The following is a 16082-nucleotide window of genomic DNA, read 5'->3' as shown; positions in this document are numbered from 1 at the left end:
GTGCGGGGCAGCGTGTCGGCGACCGCGTCCAGGAAGGCCCGCACCAGCGCCTCGGGCTCGGGCAGCTCCAAGGGCTTGCGCAGGGCGTCCGTGCCGACTCTGGTGAGCGGGGCGGCGTGCCCTTCGTGGGGCAGCGCGGCGGCGACGGCCCGCAGCTGGGCGAGGTCCTCGGCGTCCAGCGGTCCGGCCCGCCAGGCGTCGTGGTCGTCGGCGGTCAGGCCGGGCAGCAGCCGCCCGCGCGCGACGAGCCGCAGCGCGAGCAGCGCGCCGGCCCCCCAGCAGGCCGTCGCGGGGTGCGCGTCCGGCTGCCGCCTGGCGCGCACCAGCAGCGGCAGCGCGTCGGCCAGCGGCAGGGTCAGCGCGGGAACGGACGTCGTACGGACGCTTGGGCCGTGCGAACGTACGACGGTCAGGTCCACCCGGCGCGCGTCCGCCGACACCCCGCCCACGGCCGCGCTGGCTGTGACTGCCCCGTCGTCTGTGACTGCCCCGTCCGCGGCCGTCGCCGAGGTCGCGGCCGTCTCGAGCACCGTGGGCGCGCCCTGCGGATACCAGAAGGCGACCCGGCCCTCGCGCGGCGGCGCGGCCGGGAGGAAGAGGGCGGCGGCACGGCCCAGCGAGCTCGTCATACCGTGGTCACCCGCCCTCCTTGATCAGCCGCCCGTTTGATCAACTGTCCGTGTACGACTCTCACGACTGTACGGACGGGCACTGACAATCGAGGGTGCGCTTGCCGGAGACGACCGCGTCACAGGCGCTCAGGGGGTCGCCTTGGAGACCACGTACACCGTGGCGCGGTCGGGTCCCGAGCGATCCACCATCACGCTCTGGGTCGGCAGGGGCCGCTTCTGCTCATGGACCAGGCCTGACCACTCCCCCGGTCCGGAGAAGTCCCAGGACACGATGTCCTGGTCCCGGCTCCCGATCGTGACGTCGCCCTCCGCGAGGTCGGCGCGGTCGACGCCGACCTTCTTGAGGAAGGCGTCGAGCCCGGCGTCGCTGACGCTGAAGCGCACGTACAGGCGGCTGGTGCGCCAGTTGTTCGTCTCGTAGTACGCGACGTCCTCGGCCTCGCCGGGGATCGGCACCTCGTAGATCCGGCGCTGGACCTTGTTCGGCCAGCCTTCGGTGAGGCCGTCGGCGGAGTATCTGGCGGCCTTGTCACGGCCGCTGTCCCGGCTCTGTTGCGCGGAGATCACCAGGTAACCGGCCGGGACGCCGATCAGCAGCACGATCGTGACGGCGGTCAGCCAGCGGCGGCGGATCATCTGCCGCCGGTCCTCGGCGGGCTCGGGTTCCTCGTCCGGGGTGCGGGGCGGCGACGGGCTGTGCACGGTCATCTACGGGTTTCCCTGGGTGGTGCGGTCGGTGCGGAGCGCCTGCGCGTAGCGCTCGTAGCGCTCCACCCGGCGTCGGTTCGCACGGCGGAAGCGCCGGGCCACCAGACGAGCGAGGTCGGCGGCGCCGACCATACCCGCCTCGGGGCCGAGCTGGGCCTTGGCGATGCGGGCCTCGGGCCGGTAGCCGCGCCCGGTGAGATGACGGCGGAAGGCGTCGCGCGCGGGCCCGATCAGCAGGTCGTCGGCGGCGCTGACGCCACCGCCGATGACGAAGCAGGACGGGTCGAGCGCGGCGGCCAGGTTGGCGATGCCGACGCCGAGCCACTGCCCGATGTCCTGGAGCAGCTCCACACACATGGCGTCGCCCTCGCGGGCCAGCTCGGTGATCAGCGGGCCGGTGATGTCCTGGACGTTGCCGCCGACGCGGTCGATGATGCCGTACGCCACCGGGGAGTCCGCGGCGGCGAGTTCCCGCGCCTCGCGGACCAGGGCGTTGCCGGAGCTGTACTGCTCCCAGCAGCCGCGGTTGCCGCACGGGCAGCGGTGCCCGCCGGGCACCACCTGCATATGGCCGAATTCGCCGGCGACGCCGAACTTGCCGCGCTTGACCTGGCCGCCTTCGAGGATGGCGCCGCCGATGCCGGTGCCGAGGGTGATCATCACCAGGTGGTCCTCGCCCCGGCCCGCGCCGAACCGCCACTCCGCCCAGGCGGCGGTGTTGGCGTCGTTGTCGACCATGACGGGCACCGCGAGGCGGGCCTGGAGGGCGTCGCGCAGCGGCTCGTTGCGCCAGGACAGGTGCGGGGCGAACAGCACGCGGTTGCGGTCGGCGTCGACCCAGCCCGCCGCGCCGATGCCCACGGCGTGCACGTCGTGCCGGTCGGACAGGTCGAGCACCAGCTCGGTGATGGTGTCCTCGACGACCTTGGGGCTCTTGGACTTGTCCGGGGTCTCGGTGCGGAGTCTCTCCAGGATGTGGCCGTCCGCGTCGACGACGCCCGCCATCACCTTCGTACCGCCGATGTCGATGCCGACGGTGGGCACCCGTGGTGCCGACAGGTGGGAGCGTCGTTCGCGCGCGGCGACGGTGCGCAGGACGGTGGCCCGCGCGGTGCCGCGGTGGGCGAGGTCGCGGTAGGTGCTCATCGTGCCGATTCTGCCTCAATTGTGGAGCGGATGTCGGTGACCCCTGTGGTTACGGGGCACACATGCTCTGACCAGCACGAACATGCTCGATCGATCTTCACTCGCGCTCACGCTTGATCACGTCGTCTCACACAGCGTTGTGACCTCTGAGTGACTCGGATGATCTTGATCTGTTCCGTTCGATCAAAGGCTTGCTCGGCAACCACCAGGCTCCACACCACACCGTGTGCGGTCAGGGACAATCCTCCGCGTCCGGGTGTGACTGGCGTTCCTCGGGTCGTACAACACAGCAGCTCATACGCAACGGACACAAATGATCAGTCAGTCGGTCGGTCATGGCTCATGGTCATGTCGTGTTCGTCGGGGTTCTCGGTTGTCGATCTTGAATCAGAAAGATCTCGATCGTTTGTTGATCATGAATTTCGATTCAATCAAATGTGTCTGTTGTTGCGTTCGGTGATTGGTTCGTAGTGGATTGTGTTTATTGATTGTTTTTCATGATCGGAAATTGGAGATCAAAGAGAAATCGACGAATGATCTTCACAAGCAAGACCAGGAGACCCCACCGGTTTCAGTTTTGAGGCGAGTACGGAATCGGGTACTCGTGTGGAATAGTCGGTAATCTCTCATTCAAATCTGATCAGATCTCCCATATCAACCCTAGAAAGGGAAGAGTGAGGGTGTAGACCCTTCGACTAAGGAACAACACAAGGCCGAGGTCCAGGATCTCAGGAACATATTCAGGCTCATGTTCCTGCTATAATTGAAGCATGGACGACAACGACTTATCGGGGATATCTCCGGAGGGAATATACTTCGACTCCAAGGGTTTCCCGGAGAACCACAAAGAGTTGCGCAAGCAATGGCCCCTGAATGGCCTACTGCAAAGATGCGCAGTGTGCAGGCTCAGTAAGCCAGCGTTCTGTTACACCCGTTCAGAGTGGAAAAATTCCCACTACTGCAAAATCTGCCGCGCTGCGGTGAATGCGAAACGTCGCAAAGCCTGAGGAATAGCAACTCCCTGACATGGCCCCGATCGCATGTCAGGTTGAGCCCTTGATGGGTTGGACGGCCCATCGAGCGGATAGTACCGGCCCTGGGGTGTTTCAACCATTCCCCAGGGCCGGTTCAACATGAGGCTCCCCTGCCTGTGTAGCCCAGGGGGAATCCGCATCCGCAGTACCCAGGATTGCTAGCGGATGCTGAAACCCCCAGGGTACCTGCCCGTACCTTGGGGGTTTCTTTATGCCCTATTTTCGTTCTCTGATCTTTTTGATCAGCGTATTCAACTGCACCGGGTTCTCCTCCATCAAAATTACGAGACAGGCATCCAGCAATTTTCGCTGCTCCCGAGGGGTCAGCTCGTCCACTGCTTCAGGATTCTTATTACGCGCGATGTACGCCGCCTTGTCCATGCCCCACAGCAGGTCTTTTCTTTTTTGTTCTTCAATGGCGTTCATCAGCGCCGCTTTCCATGCCACCATATTTGATCATTGCCATCTTCCGCCCTCTTCCTTGTTGGGTGAATACTTACTTAACTTCTCGCTGAAGCTGGTAGAGCTTCTCGCGGAGATCGTGGATCTCACGCTTACGGGCTTCCTGGCCGCTCTTTGCCGCTTCTTCAGCTTCTCGTTCAGCCAGAAATTCTCGCATGTTCTGGGGTTTGTGCGTGATGTGGGTTGTATAGCTCTTGGAAGCTGCTTTTCGCTCGGCCTCTTCGGCTAAGGCCGCCGTGAAGTGCCCGGCCTCCCACAAATCGATCATCACCTCAGGTGCGGAGGATTTTAAGCTGCGCAGATAGTCCAAAGAGTACTGTTCAACCTTTGCTTTATCCGGATCATTATATTTAGCCATTTTCTTTCTCCTTCGTGATTTCTACTTTTTGTGGTATCCGATGCCGCCTTGGCCATCAGGAATTATGCACCATTCACCTACGTGGATCTTCTGGCCGTCCCACGTTCCCCTACTTCGGGGTTTGTGGAAGTGATTCTCGCACGACGCAATCTGCCGGTCAGGTTCTACGGCCGCGCTTTTGGGGTATCAACGCCTTCAGCGGGCTTCTCGCGGGCAACCAGGGTCCTGGTGATGTTGTAAGCCGTGGGACCCAGCTCAAGGCGCTTCAGGCCGACGTCCAGGCCCTTGCTGTCCAGGATCTCCACAAGCTCAGGGAACGGGGTGCGCGACATAGCCGAGAACATCAGCCATGCCCTTGGGTACGTCCGGCCCTCGAAGGGGGTCTCATGCGTGCCCGCGTCCAGGTTGAAGACGTTCAAGAGCTGGTGAGCGAGCCTGCTCGCTCCGTCCACGACGTCTCCGCTGTGAGACACCAGCAGCGATGTCCCTGGGACGTCCAGCAGGGCTGGACGGTGGTCCCCGGTCGTGGGCCAGAGAAATGATCCTGGGATTTCCGGTAATTTTTGGGATTCTTTAGGCACTGTTCCTCCTGTGAATCGGTCTGGGTGGCAACTCTGATATTGCTTCGTGGAGCCGGGTCTTTCTCACGCTCCAAAATTTCCGGAACTGGATACCGCACGACGGACAGCAGTAGTAGCAGACAACATGATCTTCCTTGTTCCTGGCAGGCTCTACGACCTCGGGCTCTAGTTTCCTGCTGACGCACACTGGGCACCTTGCTAAATAATTCACCGTAACAACCATCTGCCCTTCAGCACGATCACACCCGCTTTGTCGCGGGCACGATACAGGGTGTTTTTCGCTATCCCGGCATCGTCGGCAGCTTCCTGAAGCTCTTTGTACGTCTTCCCGCTGTCCGCCTCTTCGAGCTGCTCCCGGAGAAATTTAACTGCCTTGTCCCTGGGGCGAACCCGTTTCGGCACGTCCGCGTCGTACAGCGCTTCACCAATAGTCCGGTCGGTATCACCCAGCCATTCAACTCTTGCTGTCGTGATTCTCTGGGCTTTATCAACGGTGGTTGTCGCGATGCGGAACCGCTTCGTTGACGGAGTGGGACCCAGGTTGGACTTTGCCTGCCCGAGTAGACGCGCGTTGTCGTCATCCGGGTCGGTCATCACGTAAAGGACGGCTCTGGCGACCGCAGCGAAAGCGCGAGAACCCATGACACGGTTGAGGGCGTCTCCTCCGCCCTTATTGACGTGGATCAGTCCCAGGATGGCTGAACCGGTGCGTTCGGCTATTTCTGTGACCGGTTCCAGCGCCTGCCGTACTTCGGAGTCTTTATGACTGTCCAGGTGCCCCAGTCGGGAAATCAGCGGATCGAAGATCACCAGTGCAGCATTGCTCTCCATGATCGCGCACGCTAACTGCTGACGGTCGGCTTCCTGCGACAGGTCAAATAGGATTTGCCGGTCTTCACCGTCGTGGACGTACAGGATTCTTTCCATGTCCGCCCCGGCACCCATGAGGCGGGGCGCGATGGTGTAGGACCACGAGTCCTCGGTGGCGACCACGATCACATTGCGCGGCTGGCCCTTGAAGTCCCCTTCAAGCAGACCCCTGCTTACATCTGCGGCGTACTGGTAAGCGATGGCGCTCTTACCGAGCCCCTCGCGACCGGCCAATAATGTGAGCGCTCCCTTGGGTAGCCAGTTTTTGTGCAGCCAGTTCATGCGCTTTAATCTCACCTCGCTCGCTTTGGCGATCTGCATCTTCTTCCGTCCCTTTCGCGGTGGTGGCACCTCCTCTGTTTTCCCGAGACATCGGGCTATATCTCTTTCGAATGCGTGAGTGCTGCTGTACCGCTCGAAAAGTGGCGATGCCGCCACGAACCCCATGATCCGGTCCTGATCAACGTCCAGGGCGTTCAGGGCACCTACACTCGCGTACACCGCGTCACTCCGCTGGCCTTCGGGAACCCCGTCGCATAGAAATTTCCGCGCATAATTAGGTAGCTCTTCAGGGAGCTCGTCCAGTTCCAGGACTTCCCTCGACCACACAAGACGACGAACCTCGCTGGTCAGCTCTTTCTCTAACTCCGGGAGGTCGTCAGTGTTTACGCCCATTGCGGCACCCCGCTCCCAGTGTTCTCCCACACGACATGAGGGCGAAATTTGTGACGCTCTTCTTTCTGGTTAATGCCGAGTGGTAGGCGCAACAGTTGGGTACAGTCCCACCCGCTTTCATCAGCGCCCAGAACGTGAATCAGGCGGGCGTTGATATTCTCCAGACGATCGTTCCTGGTGAAAGTGTCCAGTTTCCAGTAGATGTGGAACCGGCCGGGGCTGGATTCCAGGATGATGTCCGGGTGGCTTCTCGGTGGCAGTGCGTCTGTGATGAGCTCGAAGAGTTTCGGTAATTCCGTTGGTTCATCGAGGTCCACCCAGGCGCACCACGATCCGGCGATGCTGGACTTGCGGCGGTTGCAGGCGTTCTTGTACAGCAGGGCCGGGCAGAACCAGGCGTTCACGTCGCCTACGGCCCCCAGCGCGGCCGTGCTGGACGGGCCGGGCTGGATGTCACAGAACGACGTATTAAAGGGACTCTCAATGGACAGTGACCCCTTATAGTTCCAGGACTCGGGTTCTTCGGTGCGCCAGATTTTCCGCAGAAATGCCGTGGCATATTCGGGGCCGTTCTGCGTGATCATCAAAGACCCTTCCCGTAGCGTGCTAACCAGTCCTTGACGATGATCCGCAGCATTCCTGCTTTGGACCTGTCTTGTTGTTCAGCTTCTCGCGCTATGGCGTTGTAGAGGTCACACTTCATTCCAATGCTGTTGTATTTGTCTTTGAATTGCTGCGCCGTCGTCATTAGATTCTCCCATTTCGAGGCAAAGGAAAGTTTACCGTTCTCTCTATTGTATCAAAAATTCTTACACTTTTGCCGGTTGTATCTATTATCTATCTACCCGCGACAGGCGATAAGCAACCCTCGCTCGAATATCACTAAACCCAGAGCAATCGCGATATCACGGAAAGTGAGAATTCCCACTCGCCCTGGAGAGTGGGACTGGGAATTTGGGAATGTTCCCATTTTCCCAACACGCACTCTCCAGAGAACTGGGAGCGAAAGTGGGGAAACTTCGGGCCAGAACAGGCCGCATTTTCACTTTGTGTAGCGGGCGGTCACTTTTAGTGCAGAGAATGGGGTCCGCGCTGCCGTGTGAGGCCAGACCACCTTGAGGAAAGTGGGGGAAATCAAGTTACGCAACCAACGCCGCAGTTCGCTTTATGTTACCGGTCCAGGGCACGGCCACTTTCGAGTTGCACGGGACCACGGCATACACGGTCTCCCAGGCCGTGAAGCGCATCATCGAGGAAGGCCGCACGGTGTGAGGCCCGAACAGACAAAAGGCGGACTGAGCGCCACGCTCACCATTGATCTCAAGGACGGATCAACTCTGGATCTGCTCTCAGACCTGGCAAAGAAGGACACGTCTACTGGGGCGGTGTAGCCTTACAGGGCCGCTCTCGCGCGCGCCAGCTTGTTGTTCCCGGACGCCCCCGACGTCTGGTAACAGGAAGCCCGTAGTCACCTGTGAGCGGGTGGCTACGGGGATTTTGGTGTTTCTCACTCACAAATGCTCTTGCACAAATTCATCGTCATAGTCTTCGTCTCCATTCATCATGAAGATTGCGCGACCCTGGTTCTCCAGTCCCTCAGCTCGCGCGATAGCGCAATCTGCGCACCACTCCCCGCCGTGCAGGTCGTCATATTCACCCTCCCCTACGCCGGGCTCCGACTGGTATTGGATTCGTGCCTCTGAGACGTCGAATTCTGTTTCGCACTCACAACATTTCGCCATGCCAGCATCTTACCGGGTTTCACGGTGAGAGCGTTGTGTCAACGTTGAGAATGATCGAGCTGGGCATGGTGACCTCTTGAGTGCAGTGGAATGCCCGGTTGACAACATCCGCGACCTTCTCTATGCACTCTGGGTTGCCTGTCAGCTCAACCGTAGCCGTTACAGCACCCGCTCTTGTGTGCTGAGAGGCATTCCCATCAGCGCCAGCAGTTTCTACCGCGAAGCCACGTGCGACGGGCGGGCCTGTTGCGCCGTCCCCGTTCCCTGGGTAGACCTCGCTGCTCCGGAGCAACTCGAACTCGCTGCTGATGGCACCCTTGATAGCTGCATAGTCCTCTTGACTTGCGTTCCTGATCAGTACGCTAACCGTGGACTCAGTGTGTTCCGTCATGGCTTCATGGTCTGCCAGGGTTCATGGTGCCGCGCGGGCTGCTACTGCGGCGGAGTGCTGATCTCGTCCATTAGCATCCGCAGCGTCAGTGAGTGTTTCTCGGGCGGCAGAGCATCCATGGCGGCCTGTGCGTAAGCCACGCCACCGGCACGGTCGCCCGACCTGGCGAGCATGAGCCCCCGGTGCAGCTCCAGGTGCGTGGCGAACCTCGGCAGCTCTGCCGGAAGCTCACCACGTGCCGCATCCTGTGCGTCAACCGCTGCCCGTTCATCCCCGAGGCGGGCGAGCAGCAGCGACCGGAACACGTTCAGCCGCCAGTACGGGACGGCGTAGTCCGAGGTCTGCTCGTACGACCCCGCTCGGTCGAAGATGCGTCGCCCGCGCACATCGAGGCTGAGCGCGGTAGCCCTGTCGCCCCGGAGCGCTGCGGCGTGCGCCTTGCCATAGATGGCGTTCAGCAGCCCCAGCGACGGCCGGTCATCGCCGATGGCGAGAGCCTGGTCGGCGAGCACGTCAGCCACGCCCAGAGAGGCACCCTCGTAGCCGAGTGCGATAGCGGCGCGACCACGGACCCATACGCGGGCCTGGTCGTCACCGGACTCGTCCGCAGCTTCGGCGGCCATGCGGTACCAGTGCACGGCCTTGGACCCGTCGTTACCGGGGAACGTCTTCGCGTACAAAGTCATGAGACGGCTCGCCACAGACCACAACCGGGGGTCGTCGAGCTGCTGCTGCACCACCACAAGCTCACCGGACACCCGGCGCTGAATGTCTGCGGCACCAAGGCTCATGTAGTCCGTGCCGTAGGTGGCTAGCTTGCCCTCCCAGTCGTCTGTGGACGGCCCGCCACGGAGACGTGCGGCAAACCCCTGGGTCAGCAGGTCCGAGGCCACCACGGGCGCTATGGCGGCTCCGGCAGCATCCGTCAGGAACGTACGGCGCTTCACTTCACCTTCCAGAACCGCTAGGGGCACGTCCAGGACGGCCGACAGGCACCGAAGGTAGAACCCTCCGGGCTGCACCTTGGAACGCTCCCAGCGGCTGACGTACTCCCGATCAAGGTTCGTCCCTAAGGCACTGTTGATCTCCGAAGCTAGCCGCCCCTGCGACCAGCCGCGAGCAGCACGCAGATCCTTGATCAGTTCCCCAACGGACATGCACCCATCTTGCCCCTAGCGCTGCCACTAGACAGCAACTCACGGACGACAGAACGGCACTTGCCCCTACAGATGCCCCTAGTTCGGCGGCGTCAAGGGCACGACTCTGCGGGCATGGCGACTCAGCGGACGCACACGCAGACCGAACCGAGGCGGTATCCGGGCCAGCCGGTGGAGCTGCCCCTTGACCCGTGGCTGTACGACGGACAGGCCGTTCCGGGGTGCGACGTGTGCGAGGCACTCGACCGGCAGCGCACCGAAGCACTCACAAGCCGCGACACCTGGGCCGCCTACCGCGCCGCCTCGGAAATCCGGGACCACGCGTCCGGGGCGCACGATTGATATGGGCAATATGCCCAGTAAACCGGCAAAATGCTGGGCAAAAGGTCTAGACCCTTAACACCTCTCGCGTGTTTCGTCAACGATTTCCGCATATTTGTGTACCGGCGAGTAACGTAATCCCCCGTTTCGTAAGGCTCAAACGGGGGTTTTACTGATTACAGCGCTTCGCGTCCGTGCACCAGGCGTACGTACCACACATGAACACACTCAACATCACGCAAGATCATTTCGGGTACACACTGCTGATGCTGCCGACGACCGTAACCTGCTGCGTCTTCACCGGTAGGTATCAGGTATGACTACCAAACACGCAAGATCATCACTGCTCACTCCGAAGCAAGCAGCTACGTACCTGTCTGTCTCTCCGGGGACGCTGGCCAATTGGCGTTACCGCAATGAGGGCCCTGACTATGTGAAGTTGGGCTCAAGATGTGTCCGATATCGCCCAACTGACCTCGAATTATGGCTTACTTCAAAGTAAAATGGACACTAGGGGGAACACGGATAGGCACAACACATGAGCAAGACCCAGGTATACGACCGGTGGCATCTTTCCCGACCCAGCAGAGAAGTCCGAGACGCCCCATCATGTGAGCACTCGACCAAAACCAAGACTCTGTACGCGGCTACCGGTCACGGTGTCGGTATGCGCTGGCAAGTACGGTGGCGAGACCACAACGGTCAGCAGCACAAAGAGAACTACGAGCGGAAGTCCGACGCTGACAAGCGCGCCAACTCCATAGCCGCTGACATGGACCGTGGCGTCTACATAGACCCGCAAGCGGCCAAGGAATCCCTTGCTTCTGTGGCTGAACGCTGGCAAGCAGGGGTGATCCACAAGGATTCAACGGCTGAGTACGTAGAGCGGATCGTGCGGCTTCACATAACCCCCCATCTGGGCAACCGGTCTGTGGCAGCGATCAACCGCAGTGACGTTCAGTCGTGGGTTAGGGACCGGTCTCAGGTGCTCGCGCCGGGAACACTGCGGAACGTATACCGGTATCTCAAGGCCATACTCAACGTGGCGTTGATGGACGGGCAGATAGCGCGTAACCCTGCTGTGGGTGTGAAGCTCCCCGCACTCCCCAAGAACGAAGTACGTGTGCTCCATCCTGATGTCGTGTCGGCTTTGGTTGCTGCCGCACCGGAACGGTTCTCCGTCATGCTGCTTGTAGCGGCGGCTACCGGTCTGCGTCAGGGTGAGTTGTTCGGGCTTGAGGTGGAACACGTAGATCTCCGCAACGGCGAAGTGCATGTGAGGCAACAGGCCGTTTCGCCCAACAAGGGTGCCCCGTATATCTCCACACCCAAGACACACCATTCTGTGAGGACAGTCCCGCTGGCACCGTTCGCCGTAGATGCAATCAAGGCTCACCTGAAGATGTTCCCTGTGGTGCCCGTTCTGATGGAGGACCGGACAGACCCTCGCAAGCCAGTGGAGCGCAAGGCGAACCTGATATTCACACGGGAGAACGGCACACCGTGGCGACGCGGTCAGTGGTCGCACCAATGGGCTGACATCGTCAAGGCCGCGAACAAGTGGCTTGAGCAGATGTGCTCAGAGCACCAGGTACAGGTACCCGAAGATGCCACCATGCATGATCTACGGGACTTCTACGCATCGCTGCTGATCCACCACGGAGAATCAGTCAAGGTCGTACAGCGGCACATGGGTCACGCCAAGGCTTCGGTCACTCTCGACACGTACGCGCACCTGTGGGAGGCAGCGGAGGACACGTCTCGGGACGCAGTCACACAGGGCATAGGTTCTCTGCGAAGTGCCCTAGATGTGACTCCGCACCTGTCTGTGGCTGCATAATCCCAGGTCACATGGGTTATCTGACAGTCCTGCCTCACTTGTCAGGGGTGTCGCAGTGCCCCGCCCCTGACCTGGTCGTACGCTCCGCTGCCGGTCTGTCACACGTGTCACGGCGGGCTCAGGCGCTCCAGTTCGTGGCTGAGCTCGTCGAGCTCGGAGCCGCCCGCCATCTGCCGGGTGAGCTCGTCCAGGCTGATCTCGGATTTGAGGTGGCTGCCCGCCATGGCGCCGCGCTTGAGGAGGATGAAGCGGTCGCCCACGAGGTAGGCGTGGTGCGGGTTGTGGGTGATCAGTACGACGCCGAGTCCGGCGTCCCGTGCGGCGGCGACGTACTTCAGGACGACCCCGGACTGCTTGACGCCGAGTGCGGCCGTCGGCTCGTCCAGGACCAGCACCTTGGCGCCGAAGTAGACCGCGCGGGCGATCGCGACGCACTGGCGTTCGCCGCCGGACAGGGTGCCGATCGGCTGGTCGACGTCGCGCAGGTCGATGCCCATGCGCAGCAGCTCCGCGCGCGTGGTCGCGCGCATCCGCTCGACGTCCAGGCGCTTGAGGGGGCCGGCGCCCTTGGTCGGCTCCGAGCCGAGGAAGAAGTTCCGCCAGACCGGCATCAGCGGTACCACCGCGAGATCCTGGTAGACGGTGGCGATGCCGCGGTCCAGGGCCTCGCGCGGTCTGCTCAGCCGGGTCTCGGCTCCTTCGATGGCGAAGGTGCCCGCGTCGTGCTGGTGCAGCCCGGAGATGATCTTGATCAGGGTCGACTTGCCCGCGCCGTTGTCGCCGAGCACACAGGTGACCTCGCCCGCGTGGACCTCGAGCGACACGCCTTCGAGGGCGCGGATGTTGCCGTAGTACTTACTGACGTCGTCGAGCGTGACCAGCGGCGCGCCCGGCTCGGGGCGGCGGTCCGCGGCGTCGGCTCGGGGGGATCCGGTCATGTCGTGGCCTCCGCGCGCTTGCGCACCCAGTGGTTGAGCAGGGTCGCCAGGAGGAGCATCGCTCCGAGGAAGAACTTGTACCAGTCGGCGTCCCACTCCGCGTACACGATGCCCTTGCCGGTCATGCCGAAGATGAGGGCGCCGAAGGCGGAGCCGATCGCGGAGCCGTAGCCGCCGGTGATCAGACAGCCGCCGATGACGGCCGCGATGATGTAGATGAGCTCGTTGCCGACGCCCTCGCCCGACTGCACCTGGTCGAACGAGAAAAGCAGGTGCTGGCCCGAGATCCAGGCCGCGAAGGCGACCCCCATATAGAGGCCGATCTTGGTCTTGACGACCGGGACGCCGACGGCGCGCGCCGCGTCCTGGTTGCCGCCGACCGCGAAGATCCAGTTGCCCGCGCGGGTGCGCAGCAGGATCCAGGTGGCGACGGCGACCAGCGCCAGCCACCACAGGATCGTGATCTTGAAGCTGACGTCGCCGACGGTCAGCTGGGAGGCGAAGACCTTCCTGGCGGAGTCGAAGCCTTCCATGTCGGAGATCGTCTTGGTGGACACCGTGCCGCTGATCAGCTTGGTGAGGCCCAGGTTGAGGCCGGTCAGCATCAGGAAGGCGCCGAGAGTGATGATGAAGCTCGGCAGCCGGGTACGGGTGAGCAGGACGCCGTTGAAGACGCCGACGGCCAGGGTGACCAGGAGCGAGACGAGGACGCCCACCCAGATGTTGGCGGTCAGCTGGTAGCTGACCATCGACGAGGTCAGCGCGGAGCTGGTCACCAGGACACCGGCGGACAGGTCGAACTCGCCGCCGATCATCAGCAGCGCCACCGGCACCGCCATGATCCCGATGGTCGACGCGGCGTACAGGACCGTGCTCAGGCTGCTGGCGCGCAGGAAGCTGTCGGCGGCGAAGGAGAAGAACACGAAGACGGCGAGCGCGCCGACGACCGCGCCCAGCTCGGGGCGGCCGAGCAGGCGGCGCAGCGGCGAGGTGCGCAGCAGCCGCTCGTCGGCCGTCTTGCCGGGGGCTGGCGGGGGCGGCGGGGCCGGGGCCTGGGCTGCGGCGGTCATCGGGTTCCCCGCTTCGCGTATTCCTCGAGGGTGGCGGCGTCCTGCTGGGTGATGATCTGCGGTCCGGTGAGGACGGGCTTGCCGCCGCCGAGTACGTCGGCGTTGTACAGGTAGAGCCAGAGCAGGTCGACCGCCTCGTAGCCCTGGAGGTAGGGCTGCTGGTCGACGGCGAAGCCGAGGGTGCTGTCCTGGAGTCCGCGTGCGACCTTCGCGTTGAGGTCGAAGGTGTCGATCTCCGCGTCGCTGCCCGCGTCCCGCTTCGCCTGCGTCGCGGTGTCGGCGAACGGGGCGCCGAGCGTGACGACCGCGTCGATGTCCTTGTCGGACTGGAGCTTGGCGCCGATCCCGGACCGCACGTCGGGCATGTTGGTGCCGTCGACGTACAGGTTCTCCAGCGTGCCCTCGAAGGTCTTGGCGACGCCGTCGCAGCGCTGCTCGTGGCCGACGTTGCCCTGTTCGTGCAGGACGCAGACGGCCTTCTTCCTGCCGCGCGCGTTGAGCTCGTCGCCGACCGCCTCACCGGCCACGGACTCGTCCTGCCCGATGTGGGCCAGGGCGCCGAACTCCTTGGACTCGGCGGAGCCCGAGTTCACGGTGATCACCGGGATTCCGGCCTTCTCGGCGCGGGCCAGCGCGTCCTTCATGGCGCCCGGCTTGGCCAGCGTGACGATCAGTCCGTCGACCTTCTTGTCGATGTAGGAGTCGACCAGCTGCGCCTGCTGCTGGCCCTCGTCGTCGTGCGCGTACAGGAAGTTGATGTTGTCCTTGACCGCGGCTTGCTCGGCGCCGCTCTTCACGATGTCCCAGAAGGAGTCGCCATCGCCCGAGTGGGTGACCATCCCGATGGTCCAGCGGGGGGTGTCGACCGCGGCCCTGCCCTGTGCCTGGGCGGCCTTGCGGGCGTCCTCGGCGCGCTTGCCCCCGGTGCTGCTGCACCCGGTCAGCGACAGGCCGACGACCGCCGCCAGCGCGATGCCTACCCAGGTTTGAACCCTTGCCACGAAGTGCCCCTCTAGCTGATCTGGCCGATCCAGTCCGTCTGGGGTCGGAAGTGCGACCCCGAACGTCCCAGTATCGGACACGATGAACCACGGTACGGTCAGCGGGGGCACTCCGGCGGTCACCTGGTGCCGTTCTCGGTCAGCTTCTCCAGCCGGGGCACGTCCTTCTCGGTGACGATCGCGGGTCCGGTGAGCACCGGCTTGCCGCCGCCGATGACGTTGGCGTTGGTGTGGTAGAGCCACAGTTCGTCGACGGCGAGATAGCCCTGGAGGTAGGGCTGCTGGTCGACGGCGAAGCCGATGTCCTTGGCCTTGAGCCGCGCCACGACGGCGGCGTTGAGGTCGAACGTGTCGATCTCGGCCGCGCTTCCCGCGTCCTTCCTGGCCGCCACGGCGGCCTCGGCGAACGGCGCGCCGAGGGTGACGACCGCGTCGATGTCCTTCGCGGACTCCAGCTTGGCCTGGAGGGTCGACTGGGTCTCGGGCATGTTGGCGCCGGTGACGTGGAGGTTCTCGGTCGAGCCGCCGAACGTCTTCCGCACTCCCGCGCAGCGGTCCTCCAGGGACACGTTGCCCTGTTCGTGGATGACGCACAGGGCCTTCTTCAGGCCACGCCTGGTCAGCTCGTCGCCGACCGCCTCACCGGCCACGGACTCGTCCTGCCCGATGTGCGTGAGCGCGCCGTACGCCTGGGAGAACTCGCCTCCCGAGTTGATCGTGACGACCGGGATGCCCGCGGCGGCGGCCTTGGCCAGCACGTCCTTCATGGCCTTCGGCTTCGCGAGGGTGACGATGATCCCGTCGACCTTCTTGTCGATATACGACTGGACCAGCTGGGCCTGCTCCTTGGCCTCGTCGTCGTGCGCGTAGAGGAACTCCGCGTTGTCCTTGGCGGCGGCCTTCCCGGCGCCGCTCTTGACGATGTCCCAGAAGGTGTCGCCGTCCCCGGAGTGGGTGACCATCGCGATCTTCAGCCGGGGGCCCGAGACGTCACCGCCGCCACCGCCGTCGGGCTTGTCCTCGGAGCCCTTGCCTCCGGAGTCGCTGCATCCGGCCGCGAGCGCGATCAGCGCCGCGCAGGTCGCGGCCGCCGCCGTCGTGCGGGTTCTGCGCATGGTGGCCCCCTCGTCTCCCGGCCGTCCGGTGCGGCTGGGGG

17 protein-coding genes and 1 pseudogene are annotated in these 16082 nt (G+C 63.2%); 3 read left to right on the top strand and 15 right to left on the bottom strand.

Going from position 1 to position 16082, the window contains the following annotated elements:
* The 11 genes and pseudogenes from ACX6XY_RS10900 to ACX6XY_RS10850 all read right to left on the bottom strand — a co-directional run.
* A pseudogene (locus ACX6XY_RS10900) lies at positions 1–629 on the bottom strand (ATP-dependent helicase); the annotation flags it as partial.
* A 129-nt stretch (positions 630–758) separates the two neighbouring features.
* A complete protein-coding gene (locus tag ACX6XY_RS10895; RefSeq protein WP_460328671.1) occupies positions 759–1340 on the bottom strand; it encodes a sugar kinase in 582 nt (193 codons plus the stop codon).
* A complete protein-coding gene (locus ACX6XY_RS10890) occupies positions 1341–2486 on the bottom strand; it encodes an ROK family glucokinase (RefSeq protein WP_460328669.1) in 1146 nt (381 codons plus the stop codon). It abuts the gene before it with no gap.
* A gap of 1250 nt (positions 2487–3736) precedes the next feature.
* On the bottom strand, positions 3737–3970 hold the full coding sequence (locus ACX6XY_RS10885) for a hypothetical protein (RefSeq protein WP_460328667.1): 234 nt from the start codon (positions 3968–3970) through the stop codon (positions 3737–3739).
* A gap of 46 nt (positions 3971–4016) precedes the next feature.
* Positions 4017–4340 carry a hypothetical protein gene (locus tag ACX6XY_RS10880; protein WP_460328665.1) on the bottom strand — a complete coding sequence of 108 codons (324 nt, stop codon included), beginning with the start codon at positions 4338–4340 and terminating at the stop codon, positions 4017–4019.
* Between the two features lie 164 nt (positions 4341–4504).
* Complete coding sequence (locus ACX6XY_RS10875) at positions 4505–4813, bottom strand: hypothetical protein (protein ID WP_460328662.1); 309 nt, start codon at positions 4811–4813, stop codon at positions 4505–4507.
* Between the two features lie 315 nt (positions 4814–5128).
* Positions 5129–6112, bottom strand: coding sequence for an AAA family ATPase (locus tag ACX6XY_RS10870; protein WP_460328660.1), 984 nt, complete (start codon positions 6110–6112; stop codon positions 5129–5131).
* A gap of 344 nt (positions 6113–6456) precedes the next feature.
* Positions 6457–7050, bottom strand: a complete 594-nt coding sequence (locus ACX6XY_RS10865; RefSeq protein ID WP_460328658.1) for a DNA-primase RepB domain-containing protein — start codon at positions 7048–7050, stop codon at positions 6457–6459.
* Complete coding sequence (locus ACX6XY_RS10860; protein WP_460328655.1) at positions 7050–7214, bottom strand: hypothetical protein; 165 nt, start codon at positions 7212–7214, stop codon at positions 7050–7052. The genes ACX6XY_RS10865 and ACX6XY_RS10860 overlap by 1 nt, the downstream gene beginning before the upstream one ends.
* 1013 nt (positions 7215–8227) lie before the next feature.
* Positions 8228–8599, bottom strand: coding sequence for a hypothetical protein (locus tag ACX6XY_RS10855; protein ID WP_460328653.1), 372 nt, complete (start codon positions 8597–8599; stop codon positions 8228–8230).
* 41 nt (positions 8600–8640) lie between these two features.
* Positions 8641–9756, bottom strand: coding sequence for a helix-turn-helix domain-containing protein (locus ACX6XY_RS10850; RefSeq protein ID WP_460328651.1), 1116 nt, complete (start codon positions 9754–9756; stop codon positions 8641–8643).
* A gap of 114 nt (positions 9757–9870) precedes the next feature.
* Here ACX6XY_RS10850 and ACX6XY_RS10845 point away from each other — a divergent pair, with 114 nt between their 5' ends.
* The 3 genes from ACX6XY_RS10845 (at position 9871) to ACX6XY_RS10835 (ending at position 11917) form a co-directional block, all read left to right on the top strand.
* Entirely contained in the window at positions 9871–10098 is a 228-nt protein-coding gene (locus ACX6XY_RS10845; protein WP_460328650.1) for a hypothetical protein, read from the top strand.
* Positions 10099–10393: 295 nt separating this feature from the next.
* Positions 10394–10579 (top strand): helix-turn-helix transcriptional regulator, encoded by a 186-nt coding sequence (locus ACX6XY_RS10840; RefSeq protein ID WP_460328648.1) that lies wholly within the window; start codon positions 10394–10396, stop codon positions 10577–10579.
* A gap of 36 nt (positions 10580–10615) precedes the next feature.
* Positions 10616–11917, top strand: coding sequence for a tyrosine-type recombinase/integrase (locus tag ACX6XY_RS10835; protein ID WP_460328647.1), 1302 nt, complete (start codon positions 10616–10618; stop codon positions 11915–11917).
* 107 nt (positions 11918–12024) lie between these two features.
* Here ACX6XY_RS10835 and ACX6XY_RS10830 read toward each other — a convergent pair whose 3' ends face one another.
* From ACX6XY_RS10830 to ACX6XY_RS10815, 4 genes are all read right to left on the bottom strand, one after another.
* Entirely contained in the window at positions 12025–12855 is an 831-nt protein-coding gene (locus ACX6XY_RS10830; RefSeq protein WP_460328645.1) for an ATP-binding cassette domain-containing protein, read from the bottom strand.
* Positions 12852–13925 carry an ABC transporter permease gene (locus ACX6XY_RS10825; RefSeq protein ID WP_460328643.1) on the bottom strand — a complete coding sequence of 358 codons (1074 nt, stop codon included), beginning with the start codon at positions 13923–13925 and terminating at the stop codon, positions 12852–12854. The genes ACX6XY_RS10830 and ACX6XY_RS10825 overlap by 4 nt, the downstream gene beginning before the upstream one ends.
* A complete protein-coding gene (locus ACX6XY_RS10820) occupies positions 13922–14926 on the bottom strand; it encodes a sugar ABC transporter substrate-binding protein (protein ID WP_460328641.1) in 1005 nt (334 codons plus the stop codon). Before ACX6XY_RS10820 ends, ACX6XY_RS10825 begins: the two co-directional genes overlap by 4 nt.
* Before the next feature lie 119 nt (positions 14927–15045).
* Positions 15046–16041, bottom strand: a complete 996-nt coding sequence (locus tag ACX6XY_RS10815) for a sugar ABC transporter substrate-binding protein (RefSeq protein WP_460328639.1) — start codon at positions 16039–16041, stop codon at positions 15046–15048.
* Positions 16042–16082 lie beyond the last annotated feature (41 nt).

The sequence above is a fragment of the Streptomyces sp. O3 genome (genome assembly GCF_054788135.1).
This window is presented reverse-complemented; position numbering and strand designations above follow the sequence as displayed.